22 protein-coding genes are annotated in these 25,321 nt (G+C 43.6%); 14 read left to right on the top strand and 8 right to left on the bottom strand.

The window, feature by feature from the left end; all coding sequences use genetic code 11:
• The first annotated feature begins 16 nt into the window (after window positions 1–16).
• Window positions 17–427: a hypothetical protein gene (locus tag H3V14_RS04690; protein ID WP_198226960.1), complete on the top strand. Its 411-nt coding sequence runs from the start codon at window positions 17–19 to the stop codon at window positions 425–427.
• Between the two features lie 205 nt (window positions 428–632).
• Here the strand turns inward: H3V14_RS04690 and H3V14_RS04695 are convergent, their stop codons facing one another.
• On the bottom strand, window positions 633–1,583 hold the full coding sequence (locus tag H3V14_RS04695) for a VOC family protein (protein ID WP_198226961.1): 951 nt from the start codon (window positions 1,581–1,583) through the stop codon (window positions 633–635).
• A 781-nt stretch (window positions 1,584–2,364) separates the two neighbouring features.
• On the opposite strand from H3V14_RS04695, the gene H3V14_RS04700 reads away from it, so the two are divergent.
• From H3V14_RS04700 to H3V14_RS04725, 6 genes are all read left to right on the top strand, one after another.
• A complete protein-coding gene (locus H3V14_RS04700; RefSeq protein WP_198226962.1) occupies window positions 2,365–3,993 on the top strand; it encodes a TIGR04028 family ABC transporter substrate-binding protein in 1,629 nt (542 codons plus the stop codon).
• 267 nt (window positions 3,994–4,260) lie between these two features.
• Entirely contained in the window at window positions 4,261–5,202 is a 942-nt protein-coding gene (locus H3V14_RS04705; protein ID WP_198226963.1) for an ABC transporter permease, read from the top strand.
• A complete protein-coding gene (locus tag H3V14_RS04710) occupies window positions 5,203–6,060 on the top strand; it encodes an ABC transporter permease (protein WP_198226964.1) in 858 nt (285 codons plus the stop codon).
• A gap of 2 nt (window positions 6,061–6,062) precedes the next feature.
• On the top strand, window positions 6,063–7,679 hold the full coding sequence (locus tag H3V14_RS04715; protein WP_198226966.1) for an ABC transporter ATP-binding protein: 1,617 nt from the start codon (window positions 6,063–6,065) through the stop codon (window positions 7,677–7,679).
• Between the two features lie 993 nt (window positions 7,680–8,672).
• A complete protein-coding gene (gene sodC / locus H3V14_RS04720) occupies window positions 8,673–9,248 on the top strand; it encodes a superoxide dismutase [Cu-Zn] SodC (RefSeq protein WP_281432013.1) in 576 nt (191 codons plus the stop codon).
• 630 nt (window positions 9,249–9,878) lie between these two features.
• Entirely contained in the window at window positions 9,879–10,931 is a 1,053-nt protein-coding gene (locus H3V14_RS04725) for a S24 family peptidase (RefSeq protein ID WP_246785014.1), read from the top strand.
• Window positions 10,932–11,745: 814 nt separating this feature from the next.
• Here the strand turns inward: H3V14_RS04725 and H3V14_RS04730 are convergent.
• Window positions 11,746–12,297, bottom strand: a complete 552-nt coding sequence (locus H3V14_RS04730; protein ID WP_198226968.1) for a DUF924 family protein — start codon at window positions 12,295–12,297, stop codon at window positions 11,746–11,748.
• Window positions 12,298–13,078: 781 nt separating this feature from the next.
• Here H3V14_RS04730 and H3V14_RS04735 point away from each other — a divergent pair.
• Window positions 13,079–13,375 carry a hypothetical protein gene (locus H3V14_RS04735; RefSeq protein ID WP_075868783.1) on the top strand — a complete coding sequence of 99 codons (297 nt, stop codon included), beginning with the start codon at window positions 13,079–13,081 and terminating at the stop codon, window positions 13,373–13,375.
• A 123-nt stretch (window positions 13,376–13,498) separates the two neighbouring features.
• The gene (locus tag H3V14_RS04740; RefSeq protein ID WP_198226970.1) at window positions 13,499–14,461 is read left to right on the top strand and encodes a ketopantoate reductase family protein; all 963 of its coding nucleotides are present in this window, start codon (window positions 13,499–13,501) and stop codon (window positions 14,459–14,461) included.
• Between the two features lie 360 nt (window positions 14,462–14,821).
• On the opposite strand, the gene H3V14_RS04745 is transcribed toward H3V14_RS04740, so the two are convergent.
• Both H3V14_RS04745 and H3V14_RS04750 read right to left on the bottom strand, forming a co-directional pair.
• Window positions 14,822–15,124 carry a DUF2218 domain-containing protein gene (locus H3V14_RS04745; protein WP_198226972.1) on the bottom strand — a complete coding sequence of 101 codons (303 nt, stop codon included), beginning with the start codon at window positions 15,122–15,124 and terminating at the stop codon, window positions 14,822–14,824.
• A 283-nt stretch (window positions 15,125–15,407) separates the two neighbouring features.
• Window positions 15,408–16,031 (bottom strand): YceI family protein, encoded by a 624-nt coding sequence (locus H3V14_RS04750; protein ID WP_198226974.1) that lies wholly within the window; start codon window positions 16,029–16,031, stop codon window positions 15,408–15,410.
• A gap of 676 nt (window positions 16,032–16,707) precedes the next feature.
• Between H3V14_RS04750 and H3V14_RS04755 the strand changes: the two genes are divergently transcribed.
• Complete coding sequence (locus tag H3V14_RS04755) at window positions 16,708–17,766, top strand: DUF475 domain-containing protein (RefSeq protein ID WP_198212265.1); 1,059 nt, start codon at window positions 16,708–16,710, stop codon at window positions 17,764–17,766.
• 65 nt (window positions 17,767–17,831) lie between these two features.
• Here H3V14_RS04755 and H3V14_RS04760 read toward each other — a convergent pair whose 3' ends face one another.
• On the bottom strand, window positions 17,832–18,137 hold the full coding sequence (locus H3V14_RS04760) for a hypothetical protein (protein WP_198226976.1): 306 nt from the start codon (window positions 18,135–18,137) through the stop codon (window positions 17,832–17,834).
• Between H3V14_RS04760 and H3V14_RS04765 the strand changes: the two genes are divergently transcribed.
• Window positions 18,130–18,441, top strand: a complete 312-nt coding sequence (locus H3V14_RS04765; protein ID WP_198226978.1) for a hypothetical protein — start codon at window positions 18,130–18,132, stop codon at window positions 18,439–18,441. The two genes, H3V14_RS04760 and H3V14_RS04765, sit on opposite strands and share 8 nt — an antisense overlap.
• A gap of 511 nt (window positions 18,442–18,952) precedes the next feature.
• Here the strand turns inward: H3V14_RS04765 and H3V14_RS04770 are convergent.
• Window positions 18,953–19,543 (bottom strand): hypothetical protein, encoded by a 591-nt coding sequence (locus H3V14_RS04770; protein ID WP_198226980.1) that lies wholly within the window; start codon window positions 19,541–19,543, stop codon window positions 18,953–18,955.
• Window positions 19,544–20,138: 595 nt separating this feature from the next.
• On the opposite strand from H3V14_RS04770, the gene H3V14_RS04775 reads away from it, so the two are divergent.
• Both H3V14_RS04775 and H3V14_RS04780 read left to right on the top strand, forming a co-directional pair.
• Window positions 20,139–20,870 carry a glycosyltransferase family 2 protein gene (locus H3V14_RS04775; RefSeq protein ID WP_198226982.1) on the top strand — a complete coding sequence of 244 codons (732 nt, stop codon included), beginning with the start codon at window positions 20,139–20,141 and terminating at the stop codon, window positions 20,868–20,870.
• Window positions 20,867–21,196, top strand: a complete 330-nt coding sequence (locus H3V14_RS04780; RefSeq protein WP_075868759.1) for a lipid-A-disaccharide synthase N-terminal domain-containing protein — start codon at window positions 20,867–20,869, stop codon at window positions 21,194–21,196. Before H3V14_RS04775 ends, H3V14_RS04780 begins: the two co-directional genes overlap by 4 nt.
• A gap of 163 nt (window positions 21,197–21,359) precedes the next feature.
• Here H3V14_RS04780 and H3V14_RS04785 read toward each other — a convergent pair whose 3' ends face one another.
• Both H3V14_RS04785 and H3V14_RS04790 read right to left on the bottom strand, forming a co-directional pair.
• On the bottom strand, window positions 21,360–22,832 hold the full coding sequence (locus H3V14_RS04785; protein WP_198226984.1) for a glycosyltransferase family 39 protein: 1,473 nt from the start codon (window positions 22,830–22,832) through the stop codon (window positions 21,360–21,362).
• Window positions 22,833–22,941: 109 nt separating this feature from the next.
• Entirely contained in the window at window positions 22,942–24,240 is a 1,299-nt protein-coding gene (locus H3V14_RS04790) for a UDP-glucose/GDP-mannose dehydrogenase family protein (protein ID WP_075868755.1), read from the bottom strand.
• A 91-nt stretch (window positions 24,241–24,331) separates the two neighbouring features.
• On the opposite strand from H3V14_RS04790, the gene pncA reads away from it, so the two are divergent.
• Window positions 24,332–24,943 (top strand): bifunctional nicotinamidase/pyrazinamidase, encoded by a 612-nt coding sequence (gene pncA, locus H3V14_RS04795; protein WP_198226986.1) that lies wholly within the window; start codon window positions 24,332–24,334, stop codon window positions 24,941–24,943.
• Window positions 24,944–25,321 lie beyond the last annotated feature (378 nt).

Consider the following 25,321-nt stretch of genomic DNA (forward strand, 5'->3'; position numbering starts at 1 on the left):
GTTTTTCCATAATTGAATGACAGAACTTCCCGATTTTGACCCGTTTGATTGCTTTGCAACAATTCAACAGATTAAGCCAACTAAAGCGTCAAAGTTCGTTGTCATCAATGCGCAATCCATTATCTCTTTTCATCCAGCGCATCTTACAAAATTTTTCACATCGCTTAAGATAACAAGCCACCTGCTGCCCGTCGCAATGCAATTTTTACTCTTTAATCATCTGGATGAAGTGAAGTCACCGTCATTCCTTCTGGTTCCATTTTCCTATTTGTGGATGGTCAAAAAGCCAAGCTTTCAGGAAAAACAAAAATACATGATATTTTTAATCAACTTAAATATTTTGCCTCCCTTGTCAAGTGACTTTGTCGTTTGCTTTTACGTTTTGGAAGTGAATAAGCTTGTGATTGATAAATGTTTGAGGGACTGAACGAGACACCATTTTTAATATGAGGAAAGGGTCTTCTTCCAAAGATAGACTGTATAAAGCAGGCCGCTTACCACAAAACAGGCGGCCACTATCATAACATATGTTTTATTCGGCCACATGCTTCATAAGCTTGTGGAAAAGAGCTGAAGTTTTGCAGTTCGTAAACCCCGATAAATTTTGAAATGCCTATCAGCAAGATTTAATTTCATTGTACTTTTTCAAAAAATTCCAGCACCGTACCGGTTGCGTATTCGGGAGCGATGACAATGTGTTTTTTGTTTATCTCGTTGAATGGAATTGCACTTAATTCAAGTGCACGCTTTGTCTTACCAAGATCGTTTACGTAAATAGCAAGACCGGCATAAGCATTGCGAGCGATTTTTTCGATAACGAAGAACGGGAAATGGTGTTGATAACTTTCCTCTGACAGTATTCGGATGTTGGCCGAATTTTTTCCGGTTGTAACAACGACACTATCATCTTCCTGTTTGACCTTTCCGTCTTTGAAAAGACGTGCGTAGCGTTCTCCGGCCTCTTCCGGTGAAGATGACAATAAAGTTATAGCCTTAAGGCCGATGGCGCCGTTTTTGTGTATCATTAATTCGGGCTGCCAAACCATATCGCGGCTTTTGTGTTCACACATGAATACCTGTCCATTCGGCACTTCGCTTTTTTTAAAAGCGACTGTGGAAAACGCAGCAATACCTGTTTTTCCATCAGGTAACTCTACCGGTCTGGAAAAATTTTGCACCTCGGTTATGTCAAAACCTAATTCGGCAAGACTTTCTTTCGTTGAAAGTGCGCTGCCGATACGTCCGGCTATAGCGTAAAGGCCTTCGCCATATGTTTCGAGGTTATGTTTTTTGTCGCGATTGGCTGGCGTTTCTTCTACAATGCCTAAAAGTTCAAAGTAATCGTCGGGAAATACAACCGTATAATTGGCTGTGCCTTGTCCTTTGCTATGAAGCCCGCGTGGTGAAAGGGTAAAACCCAGCCGGCGAAAGCAATCAGCGCTTTTTTCAAGATTTTTTGCCAATATGAAAACGTGGTCTATGCCTTTTACCGGATGATGATCGGCGGCAGATGATGATCCATCGGCCGGCGTTGAGATGTCATCCGGTTTTACAGCTTTTGACGATTTTTGTGAGTGAGGCATTATTTCATCCTGATTTTCCGTTTTTTTCGAAACTATCACGGAAAATTCAATGCAAACGAGCCAATTTCATGCCGAATTGCCCGAGTTTTTGGATAAAATTTCCTTAGCGTTGCCGGTTTTTTAAAAATCTATATCCGGAAAATGTCGAGCTTCTTCCCTAACTCCAGTGCGACAAAGTAGCAAAATTCTTGAAAGGCATGCGTCCTCGGCTCTCAGAAAACAATCCTGGAATCAAATCAGAAAAATCGGGTTCCAACATCGATTAACGTGGCAGGTATTCAAGTGATTGAAAGGGAGCATTGGCGCTCGTCATAGCGGAGCGTGTGTTGTCATAATAATATGTACTTTATCAAGATTATCCGCTTCTTTTTATCGTTAACGCTCAATCCTGTCCGCGAAGATTCGATCAAACAATACTGAACGCATCCTTCCGTTTTGTCGCAAACAAACCGGCGGAAGTTTTGATGCAAAGAGCTTAAGAAATATGTTTTTCAATTTTTCATTAAGAACAAATTCCACGAGTATTAATTTCCAATCATTCAAATGGATAAAGAATAATTTTTTAACTTTTTGAAAAGTTCAAAAGTGGCATCCGTTCAAAAATTCAACCGTGGCTTTATTCTTGTGAGCCAATAAATGTTCAAACCGTTCAGGTGTATTGTGAGAGATAAGTGTGAAATTATCTTGAACAACAAGATGTAAGGTCACTTGGGCGGAGTTGAAAGAAAAAGAGAGAGTGAAAATTTAAAAAAGGCGCAACAAACCGAAGGACTGCACCGAAATGAAAAATTTGATAAAAAAATTGCTTATTGCTTCATCTGTTGTTTCTGTCCTATCCGTTGGCATGTCGGCGCTTAGGGCAGAAGAACCGGTTGAGGGTGGAACACTGATTTATCTGGACAAGCAGGTGCACACCAATCTTTATTCGCCTCTTGCCGGTACCTATACAAATGGCGGCATTCTCAATCAGATTACCGACCGTCTGACTTATCAAAATCCACAAACGCTTGAAATCGAACCATGGCTCGCCACGTCATGGTCGTTCAATGACGACAAAACCGTTTATGAATTCAAATTGCGGCAAGGTGTAACCTTTTCTGATGGTACCCCGCTTGATGCAGCAATTGTTGCCAAAAACTTCGATGCTTATGGCCTTGGCAATAAAGATTTGCACCAACCGGTTTCGGAAGTGGTGAACAATTACGATCATAGTGAAGTTGTCGATCCTTTGACTGTGCGTTTTTATTTCAAACGCCCATCACCGGGATTTTTGCAGGCAACCTCGACAATCAATTCAGGAATTGTTTCACCAAAAACATTGGCACTTTCCTTTGATGCGATGGGAAATGCAACGAAAATCATCGGCACAGGACCATTTTATGTCGAAAGTGAAACCCTCGGCAAAGAGATCATCCTGAAGGTTCGCAAGGATTATAATTGGGCACCGGAAAAATCGCCCCATCAGGGGCGCGCTTATCTTGACGAGTTGAAATATCTGACTGTTCCGGAAGACAGCGTGCGCATTGGAGCTTTGATTGCCGGACAAGCCAATTTTATCCGGCAGTTGCAAGCCTATGACGAAGAGCGTGTGAAAAAGTCGGGAAATATTGTCTATTCGGTTGGCACGCGCGGCATCAACAATTCGATAATGTTTCGCCCCGATAATGAACTTGTAGCCGATTTGAAAGTAAGACAGGCACTGCGGTTCGCCACCAACAGGCCGGAAATTCTCAAAACGCTTTATTCTTCAAATTATCCGTTGGCCACATCTATTATGGCACATAATGCGTTCGGTTATTCAGATCAAAGTGCAAAACTTCAATTCGATCAGGCAAAAGCCGAGGCGCTTCTTGATGAAGCCGGTTTCAAAAAAGGGCCGGATGGAATTCGTGAAAGAAACGGGAAGAAGCTTGTTCTTGCAGCTTATGAAGCCGTCCAGCAGCCACAAAGCAAAGCGATGTTGCAACTGATTGCCCAACAGTGGAAGCGAGTCGGCGTTATTTTGAACGTCAAAGCTTATGACGGCACCAATGCGGTGATTGACAATCTTGATCCGCAAAAAACACCGGTTATGCCGCATATGGTCGGGCGGGCCGACCCTGATGTTTTAAAAAGCCTGTTTTATCCTAAAAATCGCGACGCGCTCTTACAAAAAGGTGGTTTGAGTGACAAAGTGGTTAGCTTTGTTGATAACAATCTGAACAAACAGCTGGAAGATATTTCGGCAGAAACCGATCCTGTCAAACGCAATGAGGATGTAATTGCTGCAACCGATTATATTCTCGATCAGGCCTATGCCATTCCGATTTTTGAAGAACCACAGGTCTATGGCGGCTCGGTTAAAGTCAAAGGTGTCGGCTTTGAATCTGTTGGTCGCCCGAGTTTTTATAATAGCTGGATAGAAAAATAACATTCCCCACGCCTCAAGCCCCCGCTTTGAAAAACCCATAAAAACTGTTTTGAAGCGGGTGGCAAATTTAAAAGCGGCTTGTTGAAAAAGGTGGTTTTAAAGTCGGCCATCCCAAAAACAAAAGTGCAGGCAATGTGTTTGAAGCTATCTATCGGTTCTCATTTAAAGGTTCAGTGCGTTTTATCGGGTTTGCGTTTTAACGCGTCTCTCGTCGAAAAATCCAAGACCGGATGAGAGGACGAGACCAGAAAACCAAGAAGGTTTATAATGCTAAAAATCGGTTTCTATCGTCTTTTACAAGCCATTATAGTGCTCTGGGCGGCTTTTACTGCGACTTTCATTTTGTTGCAAATTCTTCCCGGTGACGCAATTTTAATCAAGTTCCTCAATCCGGAATACGGGTTGAACGCCAGTGAAATTGCTAATTTGCGCACCAATTACGGCATTGATGAACCTAAAATTATTCAATATTTCAAAACGATAGGTAATTTTTTACACGGAGATTTCGGCTATTCGGTGCAGGCTGGCGTTCCGGTTTCCGATCTCATTGTAACAAATTTGCCAGCGACTTTGAAACTTGCCGGTTCGGGATTTCTAGCCGCGTTGATACTGGCTTTTCTCATTGCTCTCTTGTTCAGTTTTTCTCCATTCCAGTGGCTGCGCAACGTATTTTTCAACTTGCCCGGTCTTTTTCTCGCAATCCCTCTCTTCTGGCTCGGTATCGTGTTTGTTCAAATATTCTCTTTCTATCTGGGGTGGATTTCGGTCATTGTTCCCGGTCCCATAGAAGCAATGATTTTGCCGGTTGCTGCTTTAGCCATTCCGATTTCTGCTCCAATTACACAAATTTTGATGCGTTCTCTTGATGAAATGGAATTAAGCCCGTTCATAATGGTATTGAAATCGAAAGGGGCTTCCCGTCTTCGTATTCTTGTTTGCCATTGTTTGCGCAATTGTGCGCTGCCGGTTTTGACAATTGCGGGACTGCTTTTCGGCGAATTGATAAGTGGTGCGGTGGTAACCGAAACGGTCTTCGGTTTGAACGGCATCGGCAAAATAACCGAACAGGCCGTCCGCTCTCAGGATGTCAGCGTGCTTCAAGCCGTTGTCGTGGTCTCGTCGGCTGCTTTTGTATTTATCAATCTCGTTATTGACCTGTTTTTTCCGTTGATTGACCCGCGGCTTAAACAAAAAAGCTGGAGGCGTTAAATGAGTAAAAGTAACTTGGTTGACATTCCAAATTATTCTCAAAACACAAAATTTTGGACGATCAAACGGAAAGACCCCGGTCTTTTCATTGCTATTGCCGTTCTCGTTGTCGCATTTCTGTTCGTCATTATGCCGTCTCTATTTACCTCTTATAGTCCGGTTGACGAAGTGGGCGAGCATTTGAGCGCGCCTGATTTTGCCCATATCTTTGGCACGGATGAATTGGGGCGCGATCTTTACGCGCGTGTTGTTTACGGTGCCGTCCATTCATTGAGCGGGGCTTTGGCTGCAGTTGTCTTTGGCTTCGTTTTGGGCGGTTTTCTGGGAATGGTTTCGGGAAGTATCGGCGGCCTTATCGACACAATTATCATGCGCATTGTCGACGTACTTTTATCCATTCCCTCACTCCTTTTGTCATTAAGCGTAATAACTCTAATGGGGATCGGGAGTTTACAAGTTGCAGTAGCTGTCGGCGTTACGTCTGTAGCAGGTTTTTCAAGGCTTATGCGAGCAGAAGTGGCACGTATCAAAAGTCTTGATTATATAGAGGCAGCCTATGGTTCAGGTGCGACATTTTTTGCTGTTATACGCCGTCATATCCTGCCCAATGCGCTTTATACTGTTATGAGCTATGCAGCATTGCAATTCGGTCATGCTTTGTTGCAAATTGCCACGCTGGGGTTTCTCGGGTTTGGTGTCCAGCCGCCAACACCCGAATGGGGGCTCATTACCGCCGAAGGGCGCAATTATATTGCAACCGGTTGGTGGTTAACGACAATTCCGGGACTGATCACAATTGCCGTGGTCCTGAGTTTCAATCGCATCAGCCGCTTGTTCGGCGCGAAGGGCAGGTGGTGAAAATGTCGCTTCTTGATGTTCAAAATCTTTCTGTTTCCTATTTTGATAACGGGCGTTGGAACGAGGTAACGCACAATGTTTCGTTCAGCCTCGAAAGTGGCGCGGCCTTGGCACTCGTTGGCGAATCGGGTTCCGGAAAAACCACAACGGCGCAAGCAATACTCGGACTCTTGCAAGAAAATGCACGCATTGAAAATGGCAAAATTTCTCTGAACGGCGAGGATCTCGGATGCTTTTCAAAATCCCGTCTTCAAGCTTTACGCGGGAAAGTTATGAGCCTTATTCCGCAGGATCCGTCTTCTTCGCTCGACCCGTTGATGAAGATAGGCAAGCAGATCGGCGAAATATTTCGCATTCATAAAGCTTGCCCGTCTTATCTTATAAAGTCGCGCGTGGTTGAACTTTTAAGCGAAGTCGGGCTTGATGAACCGGAACGGCGTGCAGAACAATATCCGCATGAATTGTCTGGTGGAATGCGGCAACGTGTTTTAATTGCTATAGCAATTGCACTAAAACCCCAACTCATTATTGCTGATGAACCCACTTCGGCACTTGATGTCACAGTGCAGAAACGTATTCTCGACCTTATCGATGATATCCGTGTCAATTCCGGTGCATCGCTTCTCATCGTCACGCACGATCTTGGCGTGGCATCCGACCGGGCTGATAAAATTGTTGTTATGAAAAGTGGCCGTGTTGAAGAAGCAGGTGAAAGCCAGATTGTCCTGTCATCGCCGAAAGCCGATTACACAAAAAAGCTGGTCGCCAATGACCCATCTTTGACGCTTGTTCCGGCACGTTCTAAAAAAACAAACAATGACAAAACCATCGTCGAAGTTAAAAACCTTGTAATCGAATATCCGGGTAAACAATCATTCCGCGCAGTGGAAAATTTATCTTTCAGCGTAAAACGCGGCACGACACACGCAATTGTTGGTGAATCCGGTTCAGGAAAAACCAGCACAATTCGCGCGCTTTGTGGCTTTATCAAACCGGCAAGCGGGACGATTACGATTGACGGAAGCGATATGGTTCATCTTAAAGGTGAGGAACTGCGCCATTTCCGCCGCCGTATCCAGCTTGTCTCGCAAAACCCGTTCGGCTCGCTTGACCCGCATTATACGATTGGCAAAATTATCGAAGAACCTTTGCTGAACTATCCCCATGAGGATAAGTCGAAGAGGCGCGCCCGCGTTATGGAGCTTCTTGATCAGGTGGAATTGCCAAAAAGTGTATTTGACAGACTACCAAGGGGGCTTTCCGGCGGGCAACGCCAACGTGTGTCCATTGCCCGTGCGTTGGTTCTTAATCCCGATATTGTCGTTCTTGATGAAGCAGTGTCTGCATTGGATGTCACCGTGCAAGCACAAATATTGTCGCTTCTCGACCGGTTGCAGCGGGAACATACATTGACTTATGTTTTTGTCAGTCACGATTTGTCGGTTGTTCGCCAGATATCCGACAGCGTGACAGTGCTACAACATGGCCGCGAGATTGAAGGTGGTGATGTGGAAGAGATATTTGTGCGCCCCCGCGACCCCTATACGAGAGATCTGATTGCCGCAATTCCGGGCAAGAAAAATGCGCTCCATCAATCTCTTCTCGCGGCACAATTATAATCGGCTTTTTGATGCAGATACTCATCGCCGCATTTAATGACAAATGAATGGCTTTCAGATCAACAACCGAAAAGCTTTTTTCTGAAATAAAAGCCGGCGTTGAAAAAAACCGCTGTCCTGCCGGAGAGGTATGCGGGCTTTCAATCCGGTTATTTTCATCCCGTCGCCAAAAACTTTATCTTTATCAAATAAGCTTTTAAACAAATCGCTTTCACGCGCATTCTCCGTTTTTATTTAGCAGTCTGTTGAATGAAAATCAGTCGGTCGGGGTAGGGAGAAATTTTTGAAAAATGGGGTAGGGGGCGCCGGATTAAATGAGAAGATTAAGTGCTGCATCCGGTCTTTCGGTTTTAAGAGTAGGTTCGTCGTAAAATCATGAAGGTACAACACAAACGCGAAACATCATCTTTCTTCAGAGAGTTTCAGGCGATTTAACAATCGGCAAAATTCTTGGAAACAAATTTTCCGGTTCGCAAAAAATGTCTTGAGCCTCACGCAAAGGAAAAGCGGATTAATGGGAATTCTCCTTTGTTATTCATCTAGGAGGCAAGATTTATGAAAATGATTCAAGCAAATTAACTAACTGTTTGAAATAAATAAAGTTTTATAAAAATACGACAGTTAAAATGTAACGTAGAAAGCTAACAATACCGGAATAAAATAGTAGGTTTCGAAAGTTTTTGACAAAAAAATTGCCTGATCGACTACGTTTTCAGGCTCATGTTTTAATATGAAATCCAAAACTTTTGTTGAAAATATCGCAGTTGTGACTGTATGCCATTTGAAATGAATAGCGTTAAGCGTTATAAAACAGATGTCAGATTACGTTGTTCGCTAGACGTATAATTCGTATGATGATGGAAAGTAATATAGCTAAAACGTTGTGTAAGCTTGCGCTGGGGGTGTTAGTGCGCGAACCCTTTGCGGCGTTGAAGATATTTTACATTTTTTTCTCTGCCTTCGGGTGTTTTAGTCGTGTAAGGAAATTTTTCAATGAAAAGATGTATGTCTGTCTTGGCTCTGTCATTGCCACTGACAGCTTTCGCGCTATCGACGGCTGCTTTTGCTGCAAGTAGCGAAAAGGCTTCCCCCCAAGAACCGCAATCTTTATCGGTCGAGATTTACAGAGCCACAGAAAACGGGCTTGGTCATCAAATAGGGCAAGTCACAATTACCGAAAATCGCTATGGTCTGGTGTTTACTCCTGATCTTAAAGAATTGAAGCCGGGGCTTTACGGTTTCCACGTTCACACCAATCCGGATTGTGGACTGGGCGAGAAAGACGGCAAAGTTGTTGTTGCCGGTTTAGCCGGCGGGCATCTGGATCCCCAAAAGACCGAACATCACTCCGCACCTTGGGATGACAGCGGGCATCTTGGTGATTTGCCGCCACTTTATGTTGACGAAAAAGGCGATGCCAAATTGCCGGTTCTCGCACCAAAGTTGAAAAAACTTTCGGATGTGCGTGGGCATTCATTGATGATCCATGTCGGTCACGACAATTATGCCGATCAGCCGGAACCAATGGGTGGTGGCGGCGCCCGTTTCGCTTGTGGTGTTATCCGCTAATTTTAACTATCCAAAAGGCTCCTGATAATGGAGCCTTTTTGTTTATTCTAGGCGGCATTGTCTGATAGCAGCAGTTTTTGAAAAAATGCCGCGCACGAAGTTGCTCTTTTTTCTTTCCCCCATTTTCTCACAGCTATCTTCCCTGTTATCATTGGAATGGTTGTGACTGGACAACTTGCGCCATCATCGCGCTTTTTCACGATGATTTTGAATTTTTCTATTAAATGACCGGTGCACTGGAAAACGGTTTTCGGCACTTCGTTTCCAATTTTTCTATATTTTCTTTCGCTTTGAACAGGGTAGAGAAGGCTGTTCTTCTCGTAGTTAAAATTTTTCGGCAAAGAAGCGACGTTGAAAAGTGTTTTTCCGCCGTCTTTATAAACGGTTTTTTAGGAAAATTTTTACAAAAGTTTTTTAAATTCTGTTTTTAAAGTTATGCCGTTTTGACTTTTCCTGTTTGGCCTCGAAAAGCTTAGCTGTTGCCAACGATAATCTCGTTTGGAACATATTTTGCCGCTTCCCGTTTAGATAGCAAACCTGCAATCGACGATTGCCACTCCACAAACATCCTATGTGGCGAAACAAGTTAGCGCGAAATAGAACCGAGAAAGGGAAACAATGGGCGTTTTTATGGGACGTGATCTATTTTCTGCGCCCACGCAATTGCGTGAGCTACGTGAGCGCGCCGGTTTGTCATTGGAAGAATTGGCAAAAAGCCTCGGGCTACAAAGTGCCGAAGAGCTTGGGGAGTATGAAGATGAAGAAAAAGAGTCAATTGGTTACTTTTCCACCGAACTTACAGAAAAAATGGCTCGCATTCTCATCGGCCTCGGCAAGCCAGCTATTCGTTCGGATGAAGTCTGGGCCTTGTCCATGCCGGACGCGCGCACAAGGTTACTTGCCAATCGTAAGGAAGCTTACAATGAAAGCGTGACCGTGCGTATTCCACCGGAAATAGTAACCGGCCAATTGGCGGCCAATATTATGGAATTGGCGGCTGAAAATGCGGAATCTACCGGAAAGTCGAAGGCTTCAAAAAAGCGGAATGAAAAAACGGTTAAATCTTGCCCCAAGAACCGCCGAAAAAATGGCGACAATGCCGATAGTCCGAAGAGTGACAGGAAGCCGAATGAACAACAAAAATTCAGCCAGTCGAAAGAAAATGCTATGAAAACACATTACCAACCGCTTGTTGTCGATGCGCCGTTCGAGGCTGAAAACGACAGTCGTTTCAACAATGTTGAAGACAACCTTGTAGATTTCGAACAAAACCGCATTTTGCCGGTTTATGGACAGACTGTTGCCGGTGAACATGGCGAGTTCGACCTTGACGGAAATATACTATACGAGGTTGCGTGCCCACCACAACTCAACCATGCGGTTAACGCTTATGCTTTGGAAGTATCGGGCGAAACCATGTGGCCACGGTATCAAGATGGAGAGATCGTCTATTGCGACCCGACACGCCGCGTGAAAAAAGGTGATTTTGTGGTGGCACAAGTTATTGCAGATGATCATTCGGCGGCACCGAAAGCATTTGTAAAAATGTTCTCTCACCATACAGATAAAGAACTGGTACTCGAGCAATTCAACCCGCCAAGAAAACTCGTTTTTCCACATGAGAAAGTGTTATCCGTTCACACAATTACTTTCTCGGGCACAGCCTCGGCTGAAGTCCTTTAGTAGGCTTTGCATTAAAGAATTCCGAATAATTTTTCTCTACCAACTTTTCTCTCTTCTGTTTTTCTCCTTATGTATTCATTCAGGTTTGAATGCAGAAAAACAGGAGGGGGGATTTGTATCTTTTGACGGCGCTTTGCGGGGATTTTTAAGATATTATTCTAACTTATTGAAAGGAAATATTTTTTTAGTAAACTCTTAATTGATAAAATGATTCAGTTTTTCTTATTAACTTATTGTTAACCATAGAAATTAACTGTTTCTTAAAACTTTGTTTAAGCACTGCGGCGAAAGCTCCGATATCAAGGCCTTATCAGGAAAACCGGTTAAACAGGCCGACCGAGCCTGATGAGCAGAGACAAGCCTTGTTTTTACGCCATTTGTGATCACAGATTTTTAATTTTTGGTGACAGGTTTGAGGTGGCAAAGGCTTTCTGATCTTTTGCGCACCGCATATTTTTTCGCTCAAAAGAGTTGCGATGAATGAGGTGAGAACTTCATTCATCGCTGGCCGTTTTTTTAAGTTTGAAGACCGTACTTTTGACGCTTGCGATGTTTACGGTGTCAGAACCAATGATGTAGTTGAAACAAAAACGGTCTAACAACGAAGCTGTTTTGATTTGGCAAAATACTGAAGGCGGAACGGGTTTTTGAAAACCATTTTTATCCATCATATTGTTCGCAATGAACTGCCGATCCGGTCATCTTGACGAAAGACTTGCTCATTGTTCTAATAATGACGGTTTGTAAATTTTTTAAGCGAAATTGAAAATTTCCAGTTTACTCGATTTTTCGATTTGCGTGGTGAAGCCATCTATCAGCTATCAATATCATTGTCATCGAGAAACGCTTGTTCATCCGGCTTTGTTTTGCGTCCAACAATTTTATTGCGTTGTGGAAAGCGACCGAAACGCTTGATAATGTTATGATGGATTTCCGCTTCAGTCAGTAAATCTTGATCATTAAGAGACTTGAACAATTTAATACTTTGTTCCTGATCGGAAAGCTTTTCGGAATGTTCAAAAGGCATATAAAAAAAACCTCGCAGGTCTTTTTCTATACGCTTGTCAGCGTCATTCTCGACAGCAAGCCGTGCAATTTTTAGCGCATCATGATCACTACAAAAAGCGCGGGGGTCATTGTGAAACATTTTGCGTGGAAACTGGTCGAAGATGAGGGCGAGAGCCAAAAGACCTTCATCGGTTTTTTGCCATTCTCTCAATCGGCCTGAAAGTGCCGTTTGCCAAAGCCGGAAAAATTTTTCGTGAATATTTTTGCCAAAACTGTCGTCTTGACCGAACCATTTGTTTCGTCCGGCATCCACCCAGAACTCTATAACTTCGTTCGGTTCAATTTGCTGTGTACCCATTCATGTATCCCCCTGAACATCGGGCATCTTCCAGAACCTGTATAATGCACGCGAAATTAACTGATGAAAAGAGAAAATAATAATAAACAGGGTTTATTTTGGCGGTTATGAGTTGATGTTTCGTAATTTACAAAAGTAAACGTCAATTGAGGTTAGCATAAATTATGTTTTAAAGGTTTCAGGCATTACGCATGTATTTTAGAATGAAGTAACTTTAAAAGAGATCACTTGATCGCCGTTCGGGACAGCGAATAATCGTTTTAAAGGCTTGCTATTTTTTAATGCTTTTTAACTGTCGTGAAATCGTCTTTTCATGAAGCCGGATTTTTAAGCAAATAACTAATCGCATGTTTAATGCGGTGTCGAAAAAAATCCTCGAATTTTCTGCCGAAGAGGAGGGGCTTGCCGTCAGCCGGTTCGTTAGAGAAATATCGGGTGGTTCAAATAAACAAAACAGCGTCATTATCTCTTATGGCTTTTGATTGGAAAGTTCGTATGGCAATTCAGGTGAAAATACGTGCAGAACCGGATACACGACTATTTCCGTCCCAATAATCGTAAATGGTTGGCCTTTGCACATTGTATAAACGTCATCATGAAACGGATATTGTACTGAGATCACATGTTCGTGAACATAAAACGCATATGTGATTGGTATCCTGCTACCGCTTTTCCTAAGTGAAAACCAAGAGATGTTCAGATGTCAAAATCGGATGATCTCTATAAAAGCCGGATAGCCTGATCAGATGAGAGCTATCCGGAATAAAAAGGAGAGTTTAAAATGAAAAGATTAATGCTTGTCGCATCCGCTTTGCTGTTAGGTGTAAGCAGTGCTTTTGCTGCCAATGGTTTTGGTGATGGTAGCCGGGTTAACCAATATGTTCCAGGTCATTCTGCAAATGTTGCGAATGAACAGTTCAAAGGGAAAGACAAGGCCTATTTCTATCGTGGCGATGGTTCGGTTGAAGACTCCTACTATCCGGGGCGTCATCTGAACTCTCCTGTTTCCCGGCATGGTGTGAGTGATCAGGAAATGCATAACTTTGGTGATGGTTCGCCAGTAAACAATAATATGTAATTTCATCATTGCTGCGATTCTTGAAAACCCGGAGGTGTCACCTCCGGGTTTTTGTTTGCGATTTTTGATTATGGCTTTTAAAGTCGCATTCATAGAACCGGAAAAACGGGAGAAAATGGGATTATGACAAAAGTTCTGGTATTGGGTGCAGGCGGGATCGGTGGCTATTTTGGCGGTCGCTTGGTAGAGGCGGGAAAAGATGTAACTTTTCTTGTGCGTCCAAGACGGCAAAAAATACTTCTCGAACATGGATTGCGTATTGAAAGTCCGGCCGGAAATTTGAAAACGCCGGTCAAAACGCTGACCAATGAAGAACTCGTAAACAGGGTTTTACAAGGTGAAACCTATGATTATGTTTTTCTCACAGCAAAAGCCTATGATCTTGATAGTGCAATCAATTCAATACGCCCGGCTATGGGCAAAGACACTGTTCTCGTTCCGGCACTCAATGGTCTTGCGCATATTGATCGACTGAATAAAGAGTTTGACAGGAAAAATGTGCTGGCGGGCTCGGTTATCATCCAGTCGACACTGACGCTAGACGGAATTGTTTTGCATTTGAATGATGATGCAATCGGGTTGTTCGGCTGCCAACAAGGGGGAAAGGACGAACGGGCAATTATTTTTGCAAATCTTTTTGACGGTGCAAAAGGAGTGCAAGTGCATGCTGTTGAAAATGCAATGCAACGCATGTGGAATAAATGGGTTCGCCTTGCTACGCTCGCCGGAATGACATGCCTGATGCGTGCAAATGTTGGCGAAATCAACCGTGCTCCGGGCGGGCAAGAAGCTATGACAGAATTTCTGGAAAAAAATAGCGAAATAGCGAAGGCGGCCGGTTTCCCTCTGCATGAGGGTGCAAGCAACGATATCGGCATTTTTTTCAAGGATAAACAGTCTTTGGCAACTGCATCTATGTTGCGCGATATTGAAGCCGGACATCAGACGGAAGGAGATCACATACTGGGTGATCTGTTAAACCGTGCCCAGCACTTCGGTATCAACCATCCGCTTCTTTCATTGGCTTACACAAATGTTAAAGCTTATGAGCAGCGTCGCCTTTCCGGTCGCGACAGGAAAAACTGATGCCGCGGTTCTCCGGGAGATAATGTTTGAAGAAGCAAAAACCGGTCTCATGATTGTGTCCGTTATTTAAGGCGAAGGAACCATAAGCCGGACGCATGTTACATTATATCGACTGACGTGCATCTGGCGTTGCTCGAAGCTTTTAGGCACATTGTGTATTAACGGGGGCGGGACAAAACCTTGCATTTATAACTCTTACCGGTGTTTATGACGCTTAATCAAAGGGCAAGACAAACTGCACGAAGTTTAAAACTTACGGCGCAATGATTTTCCATCACGTTCCTCACAAAAAAGAGCGGGCTTATAAAGCCCACTCTTTTGAAGAAGATCTATCTTTATCCAATAATATGGCTTCGGCAATCATGGCAATGTTTCGCGGTGCCAGTCGATTGTCAGCTTTTCCTTGAATGCAAAACGCAAAATATGCTGATCGAAAATGCCCTCGGCTTTAATCGCTTCAAACTCGTTAGGCGACATGATTTGCACCACAAGAGAGGATTTTTCAGCAAACATGTCAATCGTGACATCGTCGGAAAAAGGAATATGGGCTTCCTTTTCAGAAGATGTCATATCCGGAAATTTGTGACTCCAGTGTTTTGCAAGTTGTTGAAGATATTTATTGGCATTTTCTGTCTCGATAATTGCACGCGAGCGGATTGTCATTTTATTTTCCTTCAAATTCGCTTGTCATTCCCCGTTCATGTTAGATAGGTATTATTTTTTGTATCAGTTATAGATTTTTTTAAAAATAACGACGCTTTTGTTTGTCGGGTTCTTTCACGCTCGCTGATAACGAGTGAAGAAATCTACTGTTCCTTGAGTGACAATTCTTTTTGCTGGAATTACCTTACTCACTTGAACCGGCTGGCAGCCAACCATTCTCTGTCAACCGGTTCCAATCAAATTTACCGGAAGTCTTATCTTTTTATCGAGAGAAGAAAGCCCTTTATTCCGCTGGCTTGAATTCGGCCTCGATAATCAGATTAACATCGTCACTCAACGGGCCTTCAAGCTCGTTCACACCAAAGTCACTGCGTTTGATTACGGTTTTTGCAGAAAAGCCGAGTGCCGGTTTTTTGGTTATCGGGTGCGAGGCAATCGTGCCGTTCAAGGTCACATCAAGCACAACCGGTTTTGTAACACCGTGAAATGTCAGATTTCCGGTAACTTTACCGGTTTTTTCGCTCGTTAGCTCGATCGCAGTCGACTGGAAGGTGATGCTGTTGAATTTATCGGCATCGAAAAACATCTCTCCGGCAATTTCATCATTAAATTCATTCGGAGTCTTGGGATAGTTTGTATCGACCGATTTCGGGTCTATTGTGACATGCAAAACCGATTTTTCAACATCATTTGCATCAAGATCAAGTTTTGCTTCAATTTTGTCAAAGCGCCCATAATAATTGGAAAGGCCGAAATGTTTTATGCTCCAGAGTAAATTTGTGTGTGCTGCATCGGAAACATAGGCACCGCCCGGAATATCAAGCTTGGCTGCATTTGCTGCCGGGCTTGCAAATAAAATACCGGGAATAATCATTGCAGCCGCAATTTTTGTCTTATTGATAAACATAATATCGCCTCCGTAAATATGTAAAATTTTATTTTAGATAGCTTAGCCGTTTTGAAACATGTTGGCAGTGTCAACACTTACGACAGAATGTTTTTGTTTCATTGACAATATAATATTTCATCAAAAATTCAATTATTATAATATGATATATATTTATTATAAAAACTATTTAAAATTAATTATATTCAATTTTTGTTTGCATAGATATTTTTATGTAAATAATTAATAAATATATATGAATGTATATAAAATTTCATATCAATTTTTTAACATTCAATTATAAATACATTGAATTAATATCATTATGGAATAACTATATACGATATCAATGATATATTGAAGCAAATTTCGATTTAATTTTTTGGTAAAACTGTGTTTTCACGATTCATCTTTAAAAAATACCACCTGGCGAGAGCCGTTTCATGAAAGTCGGGGGGCAGGATGGCAGCTCATTTAAAAAATACTGTCGCGTGCAATGTTTTTGGAATTTTTTTTAACAAGACAGAAAATAACCGTAGGTTGTTTGAGACAAGCTGTTAACCTTCACCGATATTGAGGGAAAAAGCCCCTTGCGTTTTGTTTGTTATGTTTCCATATACACATTGTTTGTGGATCTTTAGTCATGAACCGGTAAACGCCAAGAGCCTTTAAAAGGCTGCTGACAAGAGGGATTATAATGAGCGTTTTACGCTATTTTACCGGCGCTTTTATTTTTACAGTTGTCGGTCTGAGCCTCGGTATGTGGCTTGGCTATGTCGAAACAGGTTCGACAAGTGGCATATTTGAATATCTGTTCATTTGCTGTGTCCTTGGTGTTCTTGAAATTTCGCTGTCATTTGACAATTCCATTATCAATGCACGCATTTTGCGTGATATGAGCCCGGTTTGGGAACATCGCTTTCTTACTTGGGGCATTGTCATTGCGGTTTTCGGGATGCGCGTCGTTTTTCCGCTCATTGTGGTGGCGTGTGCGGCATGGATAAGTCCGTGGGAAGCGCTAAAGCTTGCTATTTGGGAACCCCAACATTATGCCGACATCATGACAAACGCACATGTCGGTATAGCCGCATTCGGTGGTACTTTTCTTTTTATGGTTGGGCTTAAATATTTCTTTGATCCCGAGAAGGATACGCATTGGATTTTATTTCTTGAAGGGCGCGCCAAGAAATATGCGTCCATCCATGGTATCCAGATTGCCATTACACTTGTTCTTGTGCTCATTTTTTCCAGCCTCGTAAAACCGGAAGACGACCATACATTTCTGGTCTCGGCAATTTATGGCTTACTTGCGTTTATTGCTGTCGAAGGCTTGGGCGTGTTGATGGATGCCAGAAAACACACGATGGAAAATGTCTACAAGGGAGGTGTTGGCGCGTTTATCTATCTGGAAGTGTTGGATGCAAGCTTTTCTTTTGATGGTGTTATTGGCGCCTTTGCGCTTTCCACCAATCTTTTTGTTATTGCAATTGGACTCGGGATTGGTGCTTTCTATGTCCGTTCAATGACAGTGCTTCTTGTTGATAAAGGGACACTTGCGCAATACCGCTACCTTGAACATGGGGCTTTTTACGCCATTCTGGTGTTGGCTTTCATTATGTATTTGCAGACCATTATTCACATACCGGAAGTCGTTACCGGCGTTATCGGAATGGTGTTCATTTTGTCCGCACTTTATTCTTCTATCCGGTTCAATCGCAATCATCCTGATTGGCATCTGAATATTCCGAAAGATTAGACGAGAGAAAAAAGTTCAACGGCGTTACCCGCATTCGTAATGCCGTTGTTGGTGATTAATCAGCTTCATTTGTCTTTCGTCTGCTTTAAGTGATCCATATAAAGTTGGTGCGTTTCGCTTAAAACATCGTCACGCCTTTTCCGTGCGACCAGACATTCAATGATTTGGAAGAAGTTAAACCTTTTAAGGCGATCGTCAGGCTGAAAGCTGCCGATAATTGTTGTAACCGGAATAACGCCTGCCCAAATCGAGGCGGTATAATCTTCCTCGTTGTCTTGAGGTCCCGACGCGCGCATTTTTGCTGCCGCTACGTCAATTCGTAATCTCGTTGACAGGCGCGCCGTTACTTTTGTTGAAGAAGCTTTGGCCAATTTTATTAATGGCGGCCACTACGCGCGCCATTTGCGCCGTTCAAGCAAAATTGTCAAAAAGAATCGGGATGCTCTGGTTAAAGGATTGAAAAGCGGAAAAGGGAAAAATCTCATGCATCTCACCGCGCCACGACAAGGGCTTCATCTGGCTCTCTTACTTGATAAAAATATCAACGATGTCACATTGGAAGCCAAACTGCAAAAAGCCGGATTTGCAGTTCGTGCAATATCGCGTTATCGCCGGAATGCACGTGAAAACGGCCTGTTTATTAGGCTATTTGGACTTTTTACCCGAACTTTATGACCAAGCAGGCAAAACGATTTCTGATATCGTCGGTAATTACCAATAACTGTAATTGGTTGTTTTTGACACTCTCGAACAGTTACGACCGCTGAGGGCAGAATGAAGATTATAAAGTGGTTTAAAACAGGCTTACGTGCAATAGATCTTGAAAAGTGAGAGGTAAAACTTAAGCAAGTGATGATTGGGTGAAGAGAGATCAGACAAATGGATATTCTTCCCCCGATATTAATCCATTACCTATGTTTTTCCGGACTGTCTTCGAGTTTTTAGGCCAACAAAGAGCGCTATAAATTTAAAAAACGTGGGAAGGTGAAAAATATAAAACAACAGAACGGAACGTAACCAACTCTAAAACTCCTTGGCACGCTCTTTGGTATTGCCGAAGTCTTTAACGGGACAATTTTATGATTGCCCCGTTTTGACTTTTTTGGTTGGTGGATATTGAACGACTCCAATTTTAAAATCCAAGCGATGGTTTGCAAATGCAATATCGTTCCGAAGTTTTTTGCCTTTAAAGTTTGGTTGACGGAGGTACATCATCCTTCATTGTGGTCACAAATTCAGGGCGCGGAACGGGCTCTGCTTCCGGTAGAGGCGTTGGATTTTGCGGCAAAGGTGGCTGAGGGTGAGCCGGTTTATTAGGCGAATGGTCGGGAGTATGCTTATGGGTCGCCGGATGATGTGGTGCCGGATGAGGTGCGGGTCTATTGGCTTCAGTTTCCAAGCTACCATTTGCAGGCACAAGACTATAAAATTCACGTCCGATGATGATGAAGACAAAACCGATCAGTCCCAAAAAGCCTAGGGAAAGGTAAAGGAGTGTGAAATCGCGAATAGGGGTGTCAAAGAATGTGGCTTCGGCGATTGCTTTTAGATTGGCCGAGACAATGATTGCTGTTGCAAGCGGAGCGAGAAACACCAACACAACGCCGACCCACCCCAGGCCCGTAAATCTTTGCCGTATCAATGTAAATGACAGGTTCGATAATGTTGGCCGCGACTGGCTTTGGCCGGAGAGTGACTGGGTGCTTACGAGTGAATAGAAGAAATATATAAGCACAATTGATGCAATAAAACCTAATATCAAAAATATTAGAGCCATTTTAGGTATCCCTCTCTATAATGAACTTTAAAAAGAATATAGAAAGGTTTTGGATTGTGTCTATAAAATTGATCAATGTACAAGAATAATTCGGGATCTATTTGAATAATCGAAAATTGCTTCTTTGAATATTTTTTATTTGTTTGATGCTCATAAAACTGAATTCATACTTCAAGAGAAAGAAAACGCACTTGACAAAACCCGTATTGAAAAACGTGTAGTCCCTACGTAAAAGGTCGCAATTTGAAAACTTTATATAAACAGCAGAAAAATAACAGCCCACGAGAAAAACGCTGTTTTGTTAAAGTTATTGATCGGGATAATGAATATTGGTGCCAATCGCGTTATGATGTCTTGGCCCGCCTCTGTTTTATGGGAAATTCTCTTAAGACTTTGTTTCCGCTGGCGAAAAGGGTGTTTGCCCGCAAAAATCTTTAAAACTTTAATTTTACCGGAAAGGATAAAATTCCCGAATGGAAAACAGGGGGAAATAGGTTTTTTAACAGTTTCAGCAACCGGTGATGATGCGTTTCATGGACACTTGCGGTTTTCAATGCTATTCAATCTCGCGTAGCATTAGAACAAAGTTATTTAAATGAAACTATCTGTCGTCATTCCCTGTCGTAATGAAGCTGAAAATTTGGCCTTTCTGCTTGATGAAGTCGATAATGCCATGAAAGGACGCGATTACGAGATTCTCGTTGTAGATGACGGTTCGACCGACGACACACCCAAGGTGTTATTTGAACGTATGAGCGAAGGTAAACCTTTGCGCCATATCCGCCATGATCGCTCGGCCGGGCAAAGTGCTGCAGTGCGTTCGGGTGTCTTTGCAGCCTCCGGTGATATTATACTGACAATTGATGGAGATGGGCAGAACAATCCCGTTTATTTGCCGAAGCTTGCCGATGCACTTATTGCAGCAGGGCCGGATTACGGGCTGGCGGCCGGCCAACGTTTAAAACGCACCGATACTAAGTTGAAACAGCTTTCCTCCAAGCTTGCCAATAAATTGCGGCAGGCAATTTTGAAAGATAATACTCGTGATTCAGGGTGTGGGCTCAAAGCAATCCGTACAGAGCTTTTTCGACAATTGCCATTTTTTGACGGTTGGCACCGTTATTTGCCAGCGCTGGTTTTGCGTGAAGGTTTTAAAACCACGCATATTGATGTGGTTGATCGCCAGCGTGTCCATGGCCATTCCAATTACGGCATTCTTGATCGCGGACTGCGCGGCATTCTTGATCTCTATGGTGTCTGGTGGTTGCGTCGGCGGCGCAAAGTGGTTCCCAAAGTGACGGAAATAAAGGCAAAGGGCGAAAAATGAGTGGTATTTTCTCACAATTTACCCAATGGTTGCATGATGTCTTTGTCGCGCAATGGGATGGCTGGATTGTGCTTGGCTTTATTGCTCAGGCACTTTTTATGATGCGCTTTGTTGTGCAATGGCTTGCTTCCGAAAAAGCCAAAAAAAGTGTTATGCCGGTTGCCTTCTGGTTTTTTTCACTTGGCGGCGGCACGCTTCTGCTCATATATGCAATCCGGCAAAAAGACCCTGTCTTTATCGCCGGTCAAGGCTTGGGGCTGATTGTTTATATCCGTAATCTCTGTTTGATTTATCGGGAAAAGAAACACAAACAGGCAAATTCCTAAAAAAATCAGGCCGGTACATAATACCGGTTACACCTGCAGCACGAGCAAACGAGATCATGTTCGTTAACAAATGAGAACGGTTCATGTGCCAAATGCTTTATGCATAGAGCATTTGCATGAGGAGGGGTACTCTTTTATCCGGAAAGCCGGTTTTAAAGCATCGTCAAGGCAGGTAAAGATAAGAAACGATACGTTTGACATCGCTTCCGCCACCAAAGCCGATTTCTATTTGTCCGGTTTTTCCTTCGGTTGGCAGGCCGGCTTTTTTAAGAACATTGCGTAAATCGTCCGGCAGCTTACCGTTTCCCGACCAGAGCACCATAAGCGGAGTTTCAAGCCGTTCTACTACAAATGGTGAACCGATATGGATTGTTTTCAATGTCGGGTCCAACAAGCGCAAATTTCCGGGCAATTGCGGATGACGTGCAAACACCATGGAAAATGGTCCTGCGGCACGAAGTTGTTGGTCAAGTTTTGGATAATCAAATAGCTGTTCGGGCGGGTCAAACCGGTTATAGGCAGTCGCTATATTGAGATAAAGCACAAAGGGGACAACAAGTGCCGCAATAGCACCGGCTATGCCGAAAGCACGCACATATTTCAATGAATAGCAAAGCCGCGAAAGAACGAGGGCAAAATAGGCCGGTGCAAGAAAAAGCAATGGCTGTAACCAGCGGTCTTTGACATTGGTAATGCCTAAAACAATTACAAGGCCGATAATGAGTAGAATTCCGAAAAGCAGAATATGATAAAGGAGATGCTCTGCCTTGTTTTCTTGCCTAGTGGTCAATTGTGAAACTTTTGCATTGGAAAAGGTGTGGAGGCCTGCAAGAATCAGCGCAATAATGAGGGCAACAGAAACAAAGCCCAGACTGGCAACAAAGAAATCGGCAAGTCCCGCAAGCCGGTCAGAAAAGAAATTGCCGGTTTTACCCATTGCAAGCTTGTTTGCCCGTGCAACAACACTTGCCGGATGAGCGAACATATAAATGAAAGCCGGTGCTATCGCGATCAGGGTTGTCAGAATAGCCGCCGGAAAATAGCGGTTTTTCAACGTGCTGCGAAATTCGGCTGTCAACGCTGTGCCGCCGAAAAGAGCGACGAGAAAAAGCGTACCGTTATATTTGCCCAAAATGGCAGTTGCGCATGCAAGTCCGAGAAGAATTGCCCGTCCCCAGGAAGGCTTCCGCGAAAAAAAACAGAATGCGAGAAATGTATAGGCAGAGCCGGCTGTTCCCATGATGGAATGGGTAAGTGCGCGTTGCGATTCCCATCCAATCTGGGGTAGCAAAAACATTGCAAGCATGGATGCACCGGCAACGACAGGACGCACATGAAGAAGGCGCAAACCGAGATAGACGGAAAGAAATGTCGTTGCAAGAAGGCCGAATTTGATAATTTGCAACCAATAAAAATGTAGCCCGAAGAGCTGTTCGACGCCGAAGGCAATCCATGTATAAAGTGGCGGTTGGGAGCCGCCATAGCCCCAATTCCAGAAACTGATATTGGAAGCAAGCTCCGCGTCATCAAGACCGGCACCTTGCGACAAAAGAGTAACGAACAGTGCTTCGAACGCAAAATAAAGAATGATGAAGCAAACAGCAATCGTGCCGTAATCCGGTTTATTATTTGCCATCACACCATCCTTAATTTGCTTGGCAGCATATCAATTAACGCGTTATCGTTGGACAATACCAGCAAATAAACGGGCGTGCGCACCGTTCTTTTGGTTATCTTTGCCTTAATCAACGCCCGATTGACATATAGTCGAGGTCTATATCCTCGAATTCTTCCTTTTTGTAAATATTGCGAAGATCAATGATTTTTCCACCTGGCATCAGTTTGGCAAGTTTTTTTAAATCAAGAGCACGATAGGCATTCCATTCGGTGATAATTGTCAAGACGGCAGCACCTTTGGCCGCTTCATAAGGAGAAGAACACCAGACAATATTGTCGAGAACTTTTTTGGCTTGCTCTTCACCTTCCGGATCATGCGCGCGGACGGTCAAGCCCGCCTCTTGTAAAACCTTGATAATCGTCAAAGCAGGGGATTCGCGAACATCGTCGGTATTGGGTTTGAAAGTAACGCCCAACACAGCAACAGTATCGGCGTTTCTTTCTTTTGCGGCTTTTATGATACGTTCACCCATTTTTACTTTGCGCTCTTCATTGATTGAAATAACGGTTTCTATCAATTGCTGGGGGGCGTTGTAATGAAGACCGGTCGCGGCAAAAGCGCGCGTATCTTTCGGAAAACACGAGCCGCCGAAGCCCGGTCCGGCATGCAAAAATTTGGAACCGATGCGTTTATCCATTCCGATAGCCTGGGCAACTTCCTGAATATTGCCACCGGTTTTTTCGCATAAATCGGCAACCTGATTAATAAAGGTAACTTTCATTGCAAGGAAAGCGTTGGCTGCATATTTAATGAGCTCGGCATTTTCAAGCGAGGTGATGACAAGCGGGGTTTCGCGCAAATAAAGCGGCCGATAAAGTTTGCGCATTGTGTCTCTTCCGCGCTCGTCCTCGACACCGACAACGACTCTGTCCGGACGCATAAAGTCTTCAATCGCCGAACCTTCGCGCAAAAATTCGGGATTGGAAACCATAGAAAAATGGATATCCGGACGAATTTTTTCCATACGCTTGCGTATACGGGAATTGGTTCCAACGACAACAGTGGATTTGATAACGACAACGGCGCCATCCTTCATGGCTCCCGCCACCTGATCGGCAGCTTGCTCGATAAAGTGCAGGTCGGCTTCACCATCGCCGCGGCGTGAAGGCGTGCCGACAGCAAGAAAAATTACATCGGCTTCTTTGACACTGTTTTCGAGATCAGTCGAGAAAGATAGGCGTTGTTCCTTGATGTTTCTCAGCATCATTTCGTCAAGGCCAGGTTCGAAAATTGTGACTTCGCCTCTGTTCAGTCGCGCGATTATGTCAGCATTGGTATCAACACATGTAACATCAAAACCGAATTCGGCAAAACACACGCCAGAAACCAGCCCGACATATCCGCTACCGATCATGGTAATTTTCATTAAAGTCTTCCTTGCAAATTAATCTTGGTATTTGATATGACTGTTTTTATGTGACTGCAACCGTCGACCAGGGGAAATAAGGGGAGAAAAAATGGCTGGTGAGGCACTGATTGTTGTGGATGTGCAAAACGATTTTCTACCCGGCGGTGCGCTGGCAGTTCCGGATGGTGATCTCATTCTTCCGACGGTTTATGCACTGATGATGCGCTTTGACCATGTCGTTCTCACGCAGGATTGGCATCCGCAAAACCATCAAAGTTTTGCCTCCAACCATCAGGGATTTTCTCCATATGATACAATTACCGTTGATTATGGTCCGCAAACACTTTGGCCGGATCACTGTGTACAAGGTTCTAATGGCGCGGCTCTCCATGGTTCGCTGCCCGTTGATAAGGCTGAAATGATTATCCGCAAGGGTATGGATCCGGAAATAGACAGCTATTCGGCATTTTTTGAAAATGACCGGAAAACCCCGACAGGGTTACGTGGCTACCTCAAAGAGCGTGGTTTGAACAAGCTTACATTCTGCGGTTTGGCAACCGACTTTTGTGTAGCCTATTCGGCACTTGACGCCAAAAATTGCGGCTTTGAAGTGTCGGTCGCTCTTGCCGCCTGTGCCGGAATTGATCTTAACGGTTCTCTCGACCTGATGCTTAAGACGATGAATGATTCCGGTGTCGAGCTGCTAATGGGTGCACTTTAGACCAAGGGGTGGAGTTTCCTTATTCAGTAAAGTGCACTGACTTATCGTCGTGATAATGCAATTCTGTTCGGGTCAGCTTAAGTCTATCGGGCAAGTGTCTGTTTTTCAAAATCGGAAATTGCCACTTGCTGAAAATGAGCGCTCGGTGACGAAACCTCGTTGTTGATGAGCTGTTTTCAAACATACCGGATTATTAAGGATAGTTCAGGCTCATCGACCCATTTGCATAATCGGCGTGAAATCAGGATATTTTATCATTCCTCCTGTTGAAGTTTGTAAGATGCTTCAATTGAAAAAGGAGAGGGCAGTTTTCGACATCAGAGTTTGAAACAACAATAGAATTTTATCTCATGTCTTTTTGGTAAGACAATGTCTCGA

The sequence above is a fragment of the Bartonella sp. W8151 genome (assembly GCF_016100385.1).
In the GTDB taxonomy this organism is placed as follows: Bacteria; Pseudomonadota; Alphaproteobacteria; order Rhizobiales; family Rhizobiaceae; genus Bartonella; species Bartonella apis.

What these genes read in the sequence shown, in the direction of transcription:
- H3V14_RS04690 (WP_198226960.1), top strand. Translation starts at nt 17, where the DNA reads ATGACAGAACTTCCCGATTTTGACCCGTTTGATTGCTTTGCAACAATT.
- H3V14_RS04695 (WP_198226961.1), bottom strand. Translation starts at nt 1,583, where the DNA reads ATGCCTCACTCACAAAAATCGTCAAAAGCTGTAAAACCGGATGACATC.
- H3V14_RS04700 (WP_198226962.1), top strand. Translation starts at nt 2,365, where the DNA reads ATGAAAAATTTGATAAAAAAATTGCTTATTGCTTCATCTGTTGTTTCT.
- H3V14_RS04705 (WP_198226963.1), top strand. Translation starts at nt 4,261, where the DNA reads ATGCTAAAAATCGGTTTCTATCGTCTTTTACAAGCCATTATAGTGCTC.
- H3V14_RS04710 (WP_198226964.1), top strand. Translation starts at nt 5,203, where the DNA reads ATGAGTAAAAGTAACTTGGTTGACATTCCAAATTATTCTCAAAACACA.
- H3V14_RS04715 (WP_198226966.1), top strand. Translation starts at nt 6,063, where the DNA reads ATGTCGCTTCTTGATGTTCAAAATCTTTCTGTTTCCTATTTTGATAAC.
- sodC (WP_281432013.1), top strand. Translation starts at nt 8,673, where the DNA reads ATGAAAAGATGTATGTCTGTCTTGGCTCTGTCATTGCCACTGACAGCT.
- H3V14_RS04725 (WP_246785014.1), top strand. Translation starts at nt 9,879, where the DNA reads ATGGGACGTGATCTATTTTCTGCGCCCACGCAATTGCGTGAGCTACGT.
- H3V14_RS04730 (WP_198226968.1), bottom strand. Translation starts at nt 12,297, where the DNA reads ATGGGTACACAGCAAATTGAACCGAACGAAGTTATAGAGTTCTGGGTG.
- H3V14_RS04735 (WP_075868783.1), top strand. Translation starts at nt 13,079, where the DNA reads ATGAAAAGATTAATGCTTGTCGCATCCGCTTTGCTGTTAGGTGTAAGC.
- H3V14_RS04740 (WP_198226970.1), top strand. Translation starts at nt 13,499, where the DNA reads ATGACAAAAGTTCTGGTATTGGGTGCAGGCGGGATCGGTGGCTATTTT.
- H3V14_RS04745 (WP_198226972.1), bottom strand. Translation starts at nt 15,124, where the DNA reads ATGACAATCCGCTCGCGTGCAATTATCGAGACAGAAAATGCCAATAAA.
- H3V14_RS04750 (WP_198226974.1), bottom strand. Translation starts at nt 16,031, where the DNA reads ATGTTTATCAATAAGACAAAAATTGCGGCTGCAATGATTATTCCCGGT.
- H3V14_RS04755 (WP_198212265.1), top strand. Translation starts at nt 16,708, where the DNA reads ATGAGCGTTTTACGCTATTTTACCGGCGCTTTTATTTTTACAGTTGTC.
- H3V14_RS04770 (WP_198226980.1), bottom strand. Translation starts at nt 19,543, where the DNA reads ATGGCTCTAATATTTTTGATATTAGGTTTTATTGCATCAATTGTGCTT.
- H3V14_RS04775 (WP_198226982.1), top strand. Translation starts at nt 20,139, where the DNA reads ATGAAACTATCTGTCGTCATTCCCTGTCGTAATGAAGCTGAAAATTTG.
- H3V14_RS04780 (WP_075868759.1), top strand. Translation starts at nt 20,867, where the DNA reads ATGAGTGGTATTTTCTCACAATTTACCCAATGGTTGCATGATGTCTTT.
- H3V14_RS04785 (WP_198226984.1), bottom strand. Translation starts at nt 22,832, where the DNA reads ATGGCAAATAATAAACCGGATTACGGCACGATTGCTGTTTGCTTCATC.
- H3V14_RS04790 (WP_075868755.1), bottom strand. Translation starts at nt 24,240, where the DNA reads ATGAAAATTACCATGATCGGTAGCGGATATGTCGGGCTGGTTTCTGGC.
- pncA (WP_198226986.1), top strand. Translation starts at nt 24,332, where the DNA reads ATGGCTGGTGAGGCACTGATTGTTGTGGATGTGCAAAACGATTTTCTA.